Genomic DNA, 12,759 nt, shown 5'->3' on the forward strand with positions numbered 1-12,759 from the left:
GGGGTCAGGTCCTCACCCACTGTCCTCACCTGCTGTCCTCACCTGCGGCGCTGGGCCGCCACGGTCGACGTCGGGCGCTATTCTCCGGGGGTCAGCCGCAGCAGGGCGGCACCGTCCCCGTCCTCGATGATCCAGATGCTGCCGTCCGGGGCCTGTTCCACGTCTCGGATCCGGGCCCCCATCTCCCAGATCTCCTGCTGCCCGGCCTGCTCGCCCTCGAGCTCCACCCGGACCAGCGCCTCGCCGGAGAGCGCGCCGAGGAACGCGCTGTCGGCCCAGTCGTCGAACATCTCTCCCTGATAGATCATCAGACTGCCGGGAGAGATGGACGGGGTCCACCAGGCGGCCGGGGGTGCGAAACCGTCACCCTCTGTGTGATCGGGGATCTCGGCGCCCCCATACTGGGAGCCGTTGGACGCCTCGGGCCAGCCGTAGTTCTCACCCGCCTCGAGCAGGTTCAGCTCGTCGCCTCCCTCGGGGCCCATCTCGGAGACCCAGAGCTGCCCCTCGGAGTCGAAGTCGATGCCCAGCGGGTTCCGGTGGCCGTAGGTCCAGATCTCCTCGGTGACGTCCCCGTCCTCGGCGAAGGGGTTCTCCGGGGCAGGTTCGCCCTCGGGGGTCAGTCGCATCACCTTGCCCAGACCGCTGGAGAGGTCCTGCGCCGGATCCAGCTGCTGACGGTCCCCGGAGGTCACGAAGAGATGCTCGCCGTCGGGGCTGAACGCGAGGCGGTGTGAGAAGTGGCCTGAGCCGGAGGTCTTGGGGTCCTGCTCCCAGATCACCGTGAGGTCCTCCAGCGCCGCGCTGTCCCCGGAGTCCACCAGCTGCGCGTGACCGATGACCGCCCCGGTCCCTGCCTCCGAAGAGTTCACCCAGCTCAGGTAGACCCGCTGGCTCTCCTCGAAGTCTGGGGCGACGACGACGTCGCCCAGCCCGCCCTGACCCTCGACGACGATGTCCTCTGGCAGCCCGGTCACGCTGAGGTCCGCGGAGGCGTCTGCGCCCTCGGCGGAGCTGCGCAGGAAGAGCTCACCGTAGCGGCTGGTGATCAACATCTGCTCGGTGCCGGGCAGGAACTCCAACGCCCAGGGGGCGTCGTAGCTGCCCTGCTCGGTGGCGCTGAACGGCATGGAATCCGCGTCGGAGCTTTCGGGGGAGCTCGACGGATCTTCTTCAGCGGCGTCGGGTCCTTCCGTGTCCTCGGGGGCGCCGCCGGTGTCTGCGGTGTCGCCCGCCTCGGAGCTGGTCTCGGCCGTGCTGGTCCCAGCAGCTGGGTCCTCGCCTTCGCTGTTCTGCTCCGCCGAGGAGTCTGCGCAGCTGACCAGCAGCAGCGAGGTGAGGATTCCGGCCGATATCACTGGTAGACGTCCCATGACCTGACACTAGTTCATGAGCTGCGGCCCCGGCTCGGGTCTGTTGTTCTGTTGCGTCGGGGCGACAGCGAGGGCGAGGGTAGTGCGCCGAAGTCCGGGATCGGCAGCTGCGTGCCACCGGCAAGGGCTGAGGCGTGTGCCACGATCCCGGGGGCGGTGAACATCGCGGCGCGCCACGCGTTGACCGGCGGGGACTCTCCTGTGACCAGAGACCGGATGAAGTCATCGGCGAGGAAATGGTGCGCCCCTTCGTGGCCGTTGGGTGCGTAGTCATACTCGCGGGGGAGCCTGGAGCGGTCATGGACCGCAGCCGTTCCCGAGCTGAAGCCGGCGCGCAGGGCCGGGTCGAGGTCTGCGACCTCGGGCTGAGGGTGCCGCACCGGGATGAAGTCCGCGGAGATGTCGTGAGATTCCTGTTTGTCATTCCAGACCGTCTGATGCGCGAGCTGCTCGAAGCTGGCCTCGGTGCCGAAGAATCGGAAGCGCGATTCTCTGATCGGGGAGGGGTAGCCGACCCGGCGCATCTCGTTGGTGCGCATGGCCCCGCCGTCGGAGAGCTTGAACAGCGCCGAGGCGTTGGAGAAGCTGTTGTTGAACTGGCTGAGCTCGCGGTCGAACACGCCGTCGTCGCGATCATCTTCTACGCCGATGCAGCTCACGCTCACTGCGCGGGCTGGCAGCGCACCGAGGACTCCGCCGATGGCGTGCGTGGGATAGAGCATCGGGGGATAGCTCGCGGTGGCCTTCCAGTCGGGTCCACCGCTGTACCGGTAGGCGGCATAGAAGCCCAGGTCCATGTCATGGACATAGTCACCCTCGGTGTAGAAGACGCGTCCGAGATCGCCCTTGCGGATGCGGTCGCGCATGTAGACCGTGGCCGGATTGTAGTAGCTGGTCTCACCCATCATGTAGGTCAGCCCGGTGCGTCGGACCTCTGCGATGATCTCTTCGATCTCGGTGAGCTCCACCGCCATCGGCACCGCGGAGTAGACATGCTTGCCAGCCCGCAGCGCCTGGAGCACCAGTGGGCCATGCGTCCAGCGCTGGGTGAAGATCGCGACCGCGTCAATGTCCGAGTCCAGCAGCTCCTGGTAGCTGCCGATGGTCTGCGCAAGCTCGTACTCGGCGGCCAGGGCGGCGGCTCGCTCCGGGATCACATCCGTGATGCTCAGCCGGCTCACGTGGGGGTGCAGATGCCACAGGGTCGCGAAGCTCGTGGAGAACTGCCCGGCGCCGACGATGCCGATGCTGACCCGGCCAGCTCCCGGGTCCAGGGGTGAGTCAGGTTCCTCGGGGAGCCGGAGGTCCGGGGCTGCCGGGGTTTCGGGGACTGCCGGGACCGAGGTCGCCGGGCGTGAGGGAGCCGGGCGTACGAGAGGTGAGGGCCGTTGCTGCCCCGCTTCGAGGAGGTGATTCTCAGGCTGGCTCGACATGTGAACACGATCACATGCGGTGCGCGGCGGGTCAACACGCCTGTCTGTAGGGCGTCTGGGACTTGAACCCAGGACAAAAGGATTATGAGTCCTCTGCTCTAACCAACTGAGCTAACGCCCCTCGAGGCCTCGTCCGCCGCGCGAGGCCGCCAGACGAGGACACTCGGACATACTACCGAGGGTCTCCGGTCAGAGCTGAACCCAGACCGAGGCGCGCGCCCGGGGGTGCTCCTCGGCCTGGACCTCCAGAGCGGTCAGACCATGATCGGCCGGCAGCCCGGCGGCCAGCGTCTCGGCGATGTGTTCGATGATCACCTCGGTGGTGGTGAACTTCCCGGCCAGGGCGTCGACCTCGTCGAGGTTCTGATAGCGCAGCGGCTCCAGGGTGGCGGCGAGCAGCTCGGAGGCGGCGCCGATGTCCAACACCACGCCGTACTCGTTCAGGCCGTCTCGGAAGAAGCTGGCCTGGATGCTCAGCGTGGCGCCGTGCAGGTTCTGCGCGGGCCCGAAGAACGGGTCCTGCAGGCTGTGGGCGATCATGATGTGGTCATCGACGGTCAGACGGAAGCGGCTCATGGCTCTCCTCGGTGGGTGGTGGATGGGGTCGGCGCCGTGTAGAAGCTCACCCGAAGGCGTGGTGCTCCGCCAGCGGATGATCGATCACGTGCAGAATCTGCTCCCGGGTCCAGGGCGCGCCGGCGGCGACGTCGCGCATCACCGCGGGCAGCTCCGATAACGGGGAGTGCCCGCTGATCAGCATCTCGAAACGGGAGTCGAGCAGATCCAGCGCCGTAGCGAGGCGCTCACCACGGGTGCGGCGCATCCGGCGCGGCCCGGGCACCTGGCCGACCTGGGTCGCCACGATCCGCAGCCGGCGGGCGTGGAAATCGGCCCCCAGCGGGATCTGCTGCTCCGCGGTGCCGTACCAGGACTGCTCGACGATCACGGCGTCGTCGCCGGCCAGTCGCAGCGCACTGGCGAGACCGGCGGAGCTGGCGGTGCTGTGCAGGACCACGTCGTTATCGGGCGACGCCTCCTCCGGGGCGACGGCCTCCAGGCCCAGAGATTCGATGAAGCCGCGCCGCTCGGCGTCGATCTCCACCACCTGCAGGCGCTGCAGTGCCATCTTCGAGGCCAATAGCGCGGTGGTCAGCCCGATCAGGCCCCCGCCGACGACGGCGACCCGGTCACCCACCAGGACCGGGCCCTCCCAGAGCCCGTTGAGTCCCACCTCACCGATCCCTGCGAGCAGCGCCCGCTGCGGGGTGCACCCTTCGGGCACCACATGGGCGGCGGCCTCCGGGACCACGACATGCTCACGGTGACCGGCCAGGGTGAAGACCGTCTCTCCGATCAGGGACTCGTTGCCCTGCCGGACCACCCCGACATTGAGGTAGCCGTGGGAGACCGGGAACGGCAGCTCGCCGAGCTGGAAGGGCGCCTGCATGGTCTCGGTGATGTTCGCGGGCACCTCACCGCGGTGCACCAGGGATTCGGTGCCGCGAGAGATCCCGCTGTACAGCGTCTCGATCAGCAGCTCACCCGGTCCCGGCTCAGGCAGACCGACCTCGCGCAGCGCCCCGGTGTGGGCGGCTTCGGTCCAATACTGTTGAGACGTCTGCGACGGGTGCGAGGTCCGATCAGGCCCCTGGAGATCTGCACTGACACCGGTGACACTGGACTCGCTCATGACACTCATCATGCCAGAGGTCTCCGCGCGGACGCTGCGGTGCCGGCTGTGCCAGAATCGGGACGTGCTGAAGCTCTTCTTCGACTGCCGGTACACCCGGACCCAGGTCCACGACGGCATCTCCAGGTTCACCGCCTCCCTGGTGGAGGCGGCCGCCGAGCGGGCCGATGTCACGATGCTGATCAGCGATCCGGAGCAGCTGAACCTGCTGCCGGAGCTGCCGCATCTGCAGATCTCCGCGCCGACCTCGGCCCGCGAGCCCTGGGTCAGCCGGCAGATCAACCCGCACCGTCCCGATGTGGTGTTCTCCCCGATGCAGACCATGGGCGGCCGGGGCCGGAACTACCCGTTGATCCTCACGGTGCACGACCTCATCTACTACGCCCATCGCACGCCGCCCCCGGATCTTCCCGCCCTGGTGCGGCTGGGGTGGCGGGCCTATCACCTGTCCTACCTGCCGCAGCGGCTGGTGCTCAACCAGGCCGACGCCGTGGCGACGGTCTCCGAGACCACGCGCGGGCTGATCCGGGGCCATGCGCTGACCCGCCGCCCGGTGGAGCTGATCTCCAATGCCCCGCCCACCGTGGAGCAGCCTCGAGACGCCTCCGCCGATCCGACCCGTGAACTCATCTATATGGGCTCCTTCATGGGCTATAAGAACGTCGAATCCGTGATCGCGGGCCTGAACCGGCTCCCCGGATATACCCTGCACCTGTGCAGCCCGATCCAGCCCGCTCAAGAAGCTGCGCTCCGGGCGCTCGCAGATGACCCCGACCAGCTGGTCTTTCACCACGGGATCTCCGACGCCGAGTACCGAGTCCTGCTTCGACGGGCCAGCGCCCTGGTCTCACTGTCCCAGGCCGAGGGCTATGGACTGCCGGTGGTGGAAGCCATGGCCCACGGAACGCCCTGCGTGCTCTCCGAGCTTCCGATCTTCACTGAGATCGGGGGAGCCGCGGTAGCCGATTCCGGTGTCCAGGTGGTTCCTGGTCGGGATCCGGACGCCTTCGCCAAGGCGGTGCGCAGACTTGAGCAGCCCGCGGTGTTCAGCCGCGCGTCCGGCGCCGCGCGTGCCCGCAGCCTCCAGTTCTCCTGGGCCGAGTCGGCGGCATCCCTGGTCACGCTGGGGGAGCGCCTGGCCGGGCACGGCCGCGCGGGCGGAGGCTGATCCCAACGCGGCTGATCCCGCACCGCTGATCAAGCACGGCTCATCACGCACCGCTGAACCTCACGCGATGCGACCAAGGGTGTGGCTGTGCCCTTTGCGTCAGCCGGAGACCACAGGGTTCTCGGAGGTTCCCTCCCGGGCCCTGCGTGCCGAGGCGACGTCGTCCACGACGATCACGATATGGCGCACGCTGGAGATCAGGGACCCGTAGAGCGGCCAGGTGTCTCTCGGCAGGCCTTGGTTCTGCGACATCTCTGCCGAGAGCGAGCTCAGGTTCTCGTGCAGCGAGGCGACCTCGGCGTCCGGGTCGGCGATGGAGCGCCCGGCGTCGCCGACGATCTGTGCCCAGCGTTCACGGAACTGGTGGTCCCACTCGCCCTCGGTGTAGCTGGCCTCACGCAGGGTCCGTGCCAGATGGCGCAGGTGTGAGACACCCTCGTCAGCGCGTTCCAGGATCTCCTCATAGCTCGCCTCAGCGGCGTTCCAGCTGCTGGTCTGCAGGGTCTCCCGGCCCTGCCGGGCGCGTGGATTGACGCGGCGGGATTCACGGGCGAAGCGCACCACGGTCCAGGCGGAGTTCAGCTCCGCCGTCATCGATTCGGTCTCCTGGAACCACGCCTCGGCCTTGTCGGTGTCCCAGGAGTCGGAGAACTCCTCGGAGATGCTGATCAGGACCCCGCCCATCCGCTCATTGATGCTGTCCACATAACGCCCGGCCTGTTTGTCCCGAAGCGGCGGCAGGATCAGCAGGTTGACCACAAGCCCCGCGGCCACCCCGACGGCAACCTCGATGATGCGATCATCCAGGAGCGGCTGCTGATCGTCGAAGCCGCTGCCCAGCACGAAGATCGCGGTGGTGGCGATCGCGATGCCCTCATCTCGGATCCAGGAGACCCGGGCCGCGGTGATCCCCACGAGCAGTGCCAGCGCGAAGGTCCACAGGCTGACCCCGAGGAAGTGTCCGATCAGGAAGGACAGGCCCACCCCGAGGGTCGAGGCGATGGTGGTCTGGACTCCGCGGGTGAGCGAGCGGTGCACCGTGGCGTGCACGGTGAGGATCGCCGTCCAGGGGGCGAGGAACGCCAGTTCAGACTCCAACACCTCGGTCGAGACCCACCACGCGCCCGTGCCGGCGATCACGGTCTTGAGGATCTGCAGCACGTCGGTGATGAACTCGGGACGTTGAAGCAGGCTTCGGATGTCACGGCTGCGTCTCTCCGGGGCCGATCCGTGGCCCGGGTGCTGCTCGGTGTCTCGCTGCGGATGTTCCGGCGTCGTCTCCTGGTGGCGGCGGGCCACGAGTCCTCCTCGGGTAGTTCTCGGCAGCGGGCGAGAATATTCTGCCATTGTCGCGGCCGCTCAGGAACTGCGGCGTCACCGGTCGTCCAGTGGCAGCAATACCGAGGGTTCCAGATCACCGGTGAGCAGCAGTGGGTTGATGTACTCCCCGTAGAGCCGCACACCCCAATGCAGGCAGGGTGTGGCGCAATGGCTCGGACTGACCGCCAGCGTTGCCACCGGATCCCCGGTGCTGACCCGATCGCCGACCTGAAGGCTGCTCTCCACAGGTTCGAAGGAGCTGAGGTAGCCGTCGCCGTGGCGGATGGAGAGCACGGGCCGGTCCACGACGACGCCGACGAAGCTGACCTCACCCTCGGCAGGTGCGCGGATGCTCACCGAGGTCTCCAGCGGACCCAAATCTGCTCCTCGGTGACCTGCACCCCAGGGGGAGGGCGGTCTGGTGAAAGGCCGCAGCTCACCTGCGGACACCGGAGGGACCCAAAGCGCCCGTGTCGCTGATGGCGCGTCGAGCTCCGTAGGGTCGATTCCCAGCAGCAGCGATCCGGCTGAGGCGGGAGTCAACACCCCCAGAACAAGCAGCAGCGTGAGACCCAGCGTTGCTGCCCTGAGCCGTCCGAATCTGCACCCGCTCGCGTCCATGCATCCAGCCTCGACCACCGGCGAACCCCGATCCCCGCGAACGCGCTGAAGTGTGCAGCGTGAGGGCCCCCGGCGGATCCCTGCGACGGTTGGGGAAAACGCCGTCGAGCGGCTAAGCTGAACCCCAGCAGTTGACACTGGCGCGTCTCGGCGTGCCTGGATCAGCTGACTACGCGCAGGAGCTGCCCGAGTGATCGGGGCGTTTCTCATCGGTCCACATCGCTGTCCCTGACCTTGGAACAGCCATGCGGCGAGAACGCGAGGCCTCTCCCTCTTCTGCCAGGAGCCCGAGAGAACCGGGCCATTGTCCAACCGAGAATCCCAGCCGGAGCTGCATCAGGCATGTCCTGCATGTTCTAAGCCCGGCATCGAAAGGAAATACCATGCCTGTCGTCACCATGCGCCAGCTGCTCGACTCCGGTGTCCACTTCGGTCACCAGACTCGCCGCTGGAACCCGAAGATGAAGCGCTTCATCTTCACCGAGCGCAACGGCATCTACATCGTTGACCTCCAGCAGTCCCTGACCTACATCGACACTGCCTACGAGTTCGTCAAGCAGACCGTCGCCCACGGCGGCTCCGTCCTCTTCGTCGGCACCAAGAAGCAGGGCCAGGAAGCCATCGCCGAGCAGGCCACCCGCGTCGGCCAGCCCTACGTCAACCATCGTTGGCTCGGCGGCATGCTGACCAACTTCCAGACGGTCTCCAAGCGCGTGCAGCGCATGAAGGAGCTCGAGGAGATCGACTTCGACGACGTCGCAGGCTCCGGTCACACCAAGAAGGAACTGCTGCTGATGCGCCGCGAGCTCACCAAGCTGCAGTCGAACCTCGGTGGTATCCGCAACCTGACCAAGACCCCCTCTGCGGTCTGGATCGTCGACACCAACAAGGAGCACCTGGCGGTCGATGAGGCCAAGAAGCTGGGCATCCCCGTGATCGCCATCCTCGACACCAACTGCGACCCCGATGACGTCCAGTACCCGATCCCGGGCAACGACGACGCCATCCGGTCCGTGGACCTGCTGACCCGCGTGATCGCCGACGCCGTGGCCGATGGCCTCATGGCTCGCGAGAACAAGCGCGGCGGCGGCTCCGGCGCGGCTGCCGAGCCGATGGCCGAGTGGGAGCGCGAGCTGCTCGAGCAGCACGCCACCGAGAAGTCCGCCGAGGCTGAGAAGTCGGAGCAGGCTGCAGAGCCCGCCAAGGCTGAGCAGTCCACCGAGGCTCCCGCCGCTGAGTCCACCGAGTCCACCGACGCTTCGGCTGAAGAAGCCAAGTAAAGAGAGGAACTGCTTTTCTATGGCGAACTACACCGCTGCAGACATCAAGGCCCTGCGTGAGCGCACCGGCGCCGGCATGATGGACGTGAAGAAGGCTCTGGATGAGACCGACGGCGATACCGAGAAGGCCCTCGAGGCCATCCGGATCCGCGGACTCAAGGGTGCTGCCAAGCGCGAAGGCCGCTCCGCCGTGGAGGGCCTGGTCACCGCCAAGGTCGTCAACCGCACCAAGGGCTTCCTGATCGAGATCAACGCCGAGACCGACTTCGTGGCCAAGTCCGCGAAGTTCGTCGCGCTGGCCGACAAGGTCCTCGAGACCGCCGTCGCCCACGACGTGGACACCGTGGAGGCGCTCCTGGAGGCCGACGTCGAGGGCAAGAAGCTCGTCGACTTCGTCACCGAAGAGGGCGCGATCCTCGGCGAGAAGGTCGTCGTGCGTCGTCTTGCCACGGTCGAGGGCTCCTTCGTGGACGCCTACCTGCACAAGACCTCCAAGGACCTTCCGGCTCAGGTCGGCGTGCTCTTCGCCGTCGACGCCGACTCGGACCAGGCCAAGGAAGCTGCCCACGACATCGCGGTGCACGCCGCCGCGCTGTCCCCGCAGTTCCTGACCCGCGACGAGGTCCCCGCGGAGACCGTGGCCGATGAGCGCCGCATCGCCGAGGAGACCGCACGGGCCGAGAACAAGCCCGAGCAGGCGATGACCAAGATCATCGAGGGACGCACCAACGCGTACTTCAAGGACAACGTGCTGGTCGACCAGCCGTTCGCCAAGGACCCGAAGAAGACCGTCACCCAGGTCCTCGAGTCCGCCGGCACGTCCGCGAAGGGTCTGGCTCGCTTCCGCGTCGGAGCCTGATGCTTGATGCCGCTGAGACTCGCGGCAGCTGAACTGCAGAGCCGCTGACCATTAGACTGGTCGCAGCTCAACAGTTCAGACGTCAAGGGGGTGGCCACTTCACACGAGGTGGTCACCCCCTTTTCTGTGCCCACCGCGGCCTGCTTCGGTCGCAGCGGCCGCCCGTGAGCGGCTCAACGCGACCACCTCACCCCGCCCCACGAACCCCTGGAGGACACCCATGACCACAGAGACCCCGACCCACCGCCGCCGTGTGCTCCTGAAGCTCTCCGGAGAGGTCTTCGGCGGAGGTGCAGTGGGAGTGGATCCGGCCACGGTGCGCGGGATCGCTGAGCAGATCGCCGCCGTCAAGGGTCAGGTGGAAGTCTCCGTCGTCGTCGGCGGCGGCAACTTCTTCCGCGGCGCCGAGCTCTCCCGCGCCGGCATGGACCGGGCCCGCGCCGACTACATCGGCATGCTGGGCACCGTGATGAACGCCCTGGCGCTGCAGGACTTCCTGGAGCAGGCCGGGCAGCCCACCCGCGTGCAGACCGCCATCACCATGGGTCAGGTCGCTGAGTCCTACATCCCGCTGCGCGCCGTGCGCCACATGGAGAAGGACCGGGTCGTCGTCTTCGGCGCCGGCGCAGGCATGCCCTACTTCTCCACCGACACCGTCTGTGCCCAGCGCGCGCTGGAGACCCGTTCAGACATGGTGCTGATGGCCAAGTCCGGTGTGGACGGGATCTACACGGCGGACCCGAAGACCACCCCCGACGCGCAGAAGCTGGATCACCTCACCTACACCGACGCGCTGCGCAAGAACATCCGCGTGATGGACCAGACCGCGATGACCATGTGCAATGACAACGACCTGAACATGCGGGTCTTCGGCATGGAGGGCGAGGGCAACGTCACCCGCGCCCTGCTCGGCGAGGAGATCGGCACGCTGGTCACCCCCTGACCTGGTGGCCCGGACTAGACTGGACCTCTATTGAGTCCGCAACGTCTTCCCACAACGTCATCCCATAAGGAGACCCCCGTGATTGATGAGACCCTGGCAGATGCCAAGGAGCAGTTCGAGCGAGCCATCGAGGCCACCTCGGTCGACTTCAGCACCGTGCGCACCGGCCGCGCCAACCCGGCGCTGTACTCCCGGGTGCTGGTGGACTACTACGGCGCCGCCACCCCGCTGCAGCAGCTGGCAGCCTTCTCCACCCCGGACGCCAAGACCATCCTGATCACCCCCTATGACATCTCAGCGATGCGCGACATCGAGCGGGCGCTGTCTGACTCTGAGATCGGGGCCAACCCCTCCAACGACGGCAAGCAGATCCGGATCACGATCCCGGACCTCACCGAGGAGCGCCGCAAGGAGTACGTCAAGCTGATCAAGTCCAAGGGCGAGGACCACAAGGTCTCGGTGCGCAACACCCGGCGCAAGTCCAAGGAGATCATCGAGAAGGCCATCAAGGACGGCGAGGTCGGCAAGGACGATGGCGAGCGCGGCACCAAGGAGCTCGAAAGCCTCACCAAGTCCTATGTGGAGAAGATCGATGAGATGAGCAAGCGCAAGGAAGCTGAGCTGCTCGAGGTCTGATGTCAGGCAAAGCTGGGAGGGACCTGCCCGCAGCCATCATCACCGGTGTCGTCCTGCTGGTCCCGGCACTCCTGGGGATCTTCTTCTTCGAGCTGCTGCTGATCTTCGTCTGGACCATCCTGCTCTCCATGGGGGTCTGGGAGGTGGCCCGCGCCCTCGAGACCAGGGTGGCACCCAACGGACACCATCTGCGGCTGCCGAAGATTCCGCTGTTCCTCGGCGCCGTGGCGATGCCCACCGCCGCCTACTTCGGCGGGGTGGAGGCGCTGACGCTGGCGCTGATGGCCACCGGGCTGGCGATCATCGTCGCCGCGGCGCTCTGGAAGGTGCGCGACCCCGGTCGTTCCATCCTGGCCTCGGTGTTCGTGGCCAGCTGGGTGCCGTTCATGATGTCCTTCGCGGTGCTGCTGCTCAACCTTGACCAGGGTGACTGGCGGCTCGTCGTCGTCGTGCTGCTGGTGGTCTCCAACGACACCTTCGGCTACATCTTCGGGGTCTTCTTCGGGAAGCACCCGATGGCGCCGAAGATCAGCCCGAAGAAGTCCTGGGAGGGCTTCGCGGGCTCGCTGCTCGGGGCCTCCGGCGTCGGGGTGCTGGCCTCCTGGCTGATCTTCGATGAGCCGCTCTACGTCGGGGCGGTGCTCGCGGTGGCCGTGGTGGTCGCCTCCACCGCCGGGGACTTCTCCGAGTCGATGGTCAAACGCGAACTCGGCATCAAGGACATGTCGCGGCTGCTTCCAGGTCACGGCGGAGTGATGGATCGCCTGGACTCGCTGGTCTTCGCAATGCCCACCGCGTTCTTCGTGGTCGTGGCGTTCAGCGGGGATACCGGTGGTGTTCCACTAGGCTTATGAGCATGGCGCAGAACGAGACGGCACTTTTCACGCTCCTCAACGAGGGCGAGCAGGGTTATCACCGCGACGAGGTGGATGAATTCATGGCACGCGCCCGCGTGGCCTATGACTCCGGCGAGGGCATGGCGCTGGCCGAGATCCGTGACGTGAGCTTCTCGATGACCGGCGGCGGCTATGACCCCGCAGAGGTCGACGGCGCGCTGGACCGGCTCGAGGACGCGTTCGCCGGCGCCGAGCGGGACAAGTACATCGATGCCCATGGCGAGGACGCCTGGTATGAGATGCTCGCCGAACGCGCCGAGCCGCTGCGCGGACGGCTCTCCCGCCCGGACGGCAAACGCTTCCGAGAACCGGCGCACTCCTCCTCCAACGGCTACCGCAAGGAACAGGTCGACGAACTCTGCCGCCAGCTCGAGCAGTACCTCGACGGGGAGAACCCGATGAGCGTGGACGAGGTCCGCACCATGACCTTCTCCGGGGCCCACGGCCACAACGGCTACGACGAGGCCCAGGTGGACGCATTCCTGGACAAGATGACCGAGATCATGGCCTCCGTCGGCTGACCCAGCCTTCCCCTTCCCC

13 protein-coding genes and 1 tRNA gene are annotated in these 12,759 nt (G+C 67.0%); 7 read left to right on the forward strand and 7 right to left on the reverse strand.

All coding sequences use genetic code 11. The features are described from left to right. Positions 1 to 77 precede the first annotated feature (77 nt). The 5 genes from HNR11_RS08220 to HNR11_RS08240 all read right to left on the reverse strand — a co-directional run bounded on the left by HNR11_RS08220 (position 78) and on the right by HNR11_RS08240 (position 4,496). The gene (locus HNR11_RS08220) at positions 78 to 1,373 is read right to left on the reverse strand and encodes a PQQ-dependent sugar dehydrogenase (protein WP_246310360.1); all 1,296 of its coding nucleotides are present in this window, start codon (positions 1,371 to 1,373) and stop codon (positions 78 to 80) included. A 14-nt stretch (positions 1,374 to 1,387) separates the two neighbouring features. Then, positions 1,388 to 2,806: a Gfo/Idh/MocA family protein gene (locus HNR11_RS08225; RefSeq protein WP_179441890.1), complete on the reverse strand. Its 1,419-nt coding sequence runs from the start codon at positions 2,804 to 2,806 to the stop codon at positions 1,388 to 1,390. Between the two features lie 47 nt (positions 2,807 to 2,853). Further along, positions 2,854 to 2,927: transfer RNA gene (locus HNR11_RS08230), tRNA-Ile, on the reverse strand. Positions 2,928 to 2,995: 68 nt separating this feature from the next. After that, entirely contained in the window at positions 2,996 to 3,382 is a 387-nt protein-coding gene (locus HNR11_RS08235) for a 6-pyruvoyl trahydropterin synthase family protein (protein WP_058888499.1), read from the reverse strand. 46 nt (positions 3,383 to 3,428) lie between these two features. Beyond that, positions 3,429 to 4,496 carry a zinc-dependent alcohol dehydrogenase gene (locus HNR11_RS08240; protein WP_179441891.1) on the reverse strand — a complete coding sequence of 356 codons (1,068 nt, stop codon included), beginning with the start codon at positions 4,494 to 4,496 and terminating at the stop codon, positions 3,429 to 3,431. 67 nt (positions 4,497 to 4,563) lie between these two features. On the opposite strand from HNR11_RS08240, the gene HNR11_RS08245 reads away from it, so the two are divergent. After that, positions 4,564 to 5,664: a glycosyltransferase family 4 protein gene (locus HNR11_RS08245; RefSeq protein WP_179442931.1), complete on the forward strand. Its 1,101-nt coding sequence runs from the start codon at positions 4,564 to 4,566 to the stop codon at positions 5,662 to 5,664. 99 nt (positions 5,665 to 5,763) lie between these two features. Here HNR11_RS08245 and HNR11_RS08250 read toward each other — a convergent pair whose 3' ends face one another. Together HNR11_RS08250 and HNR11_RS14190 are read right to left on the reverse strand one after the other, a co-directional pair. Beyond that, positions 5,764 to 6,963: an FUSC family protein gene (locus HNR11_RS08250; protein WP_343050623.1), complete on the reverse strand. Its 1,200-nt coding sequence runs from the start codon at positions 6,961 to 6,963 to the stop codon at positions 5,764 to 5,766. A 75-nt stretch (positions 6,964 to 7,038) separates the two neighbouring features. Beyond that, on the reverse strand, positions 7,039 to 7,815 hold the full coding sequence (locus HNR11_RS14190; protein WP_343050624.1) for a M23 family metallopeptidase: 777 nt from the start codon (positions 7,813 to 7,815) through the stop codon (positions 7,039 to 7,041). 173 nt (positions 7,816 to 7,988) lie between these two features. Between HNR11_RS14190 and rpsB the strand changes: the two genes are divergently transcribed. The 6 genes from rpsB to HNR11_RS08285 all read left to right on the forward strand — a co-directional run bounded on the left by rpsB (position 7,989) and on the right by HNR11_RS08285 (position 12,740). After that, a complete protein-coding gene (gene rpsB / locus HNR11_RS08260) occupies positions 7,989 to 8,885 on the forward strand; it encodes a 30S ribosomal protein S2 (protein ID WP_058888501.1) in 897 nt (298 codons plus the stop codon). Between the two features lie 19 nt (positions 8,886 to 8,904). Then, a complete protein-coding gene (gene tsf, locus HNR11_RS08265; RefSeq protein WP_179441894.1) occupies positions 8,905 to 9,744 on the forward strand; it encodes a translation elongation factor Ts in 840 nt (279 codons plus the stop codon). Between the two features lie 220 nt (positions 9,745 to 9,964). Next, positions 9,965 to 10,687, forward strand: a complete 723-nt coding sequence (gene pyrH / locus HNR11_RS08270; RefSeq protein ID WP_179441895.1) for a UMP kinase — start codon at positions 9,965 to 9,967, stop codon at positions 10,685 to 10,687. Between the two features lie 78 nt (positions 10,688 to 10,765). Further along, complete coding sequence (gene frr / locus HNR11_RS08275) at positions 10,766 to 11,323, forward strand: ribosome recycling factor (RefSeq protein ID WP_058888504.1); 558 nt, start codon at positions 10,766 to 10,768, stop codon at positions 11,321 to 11,323. After that, complete coding sequence (locus tag HNR11_RS08280; protein WP_179441896.1) at positions 11,323 to 12,177, forward strand: phosphatidate cytidylyltransferase; 855 nt, start codon at positions 11,323 to 11,325, stop codon at positions 12,175 to 12,177. The genes frr and HNR11_RS08280 overlap by 1 nt, the downstream gene beginning before the upstream one ends. Before the next feature lie 2 nt (positions 12,178 to 12,179). Further along, complete coding sequence (locus HNR11_RS08285) at positions 12,180 to 12,740, forward strand: DivIVA domain-containing protein (protein WP_058888506.1); 561 nt, start codon at positions 12,180 to 12,182, stop codon at positions 12,738 to 12,740. The last annotated feature ends 19 nt before the right edge of the window (positions 12,741 to 12,759 follow it).

Origin of the sequence: Nesterenkonia sandarakina (assembly GCF_013410215.1) — a bacterium.
Taxonomy (GTDB): Bacteria; Actinomycetota; Actinomycetes; order Actinomycetales; family Micrococcaceae; genus Nesterenkonia; species Nesterenkonia sandarakina.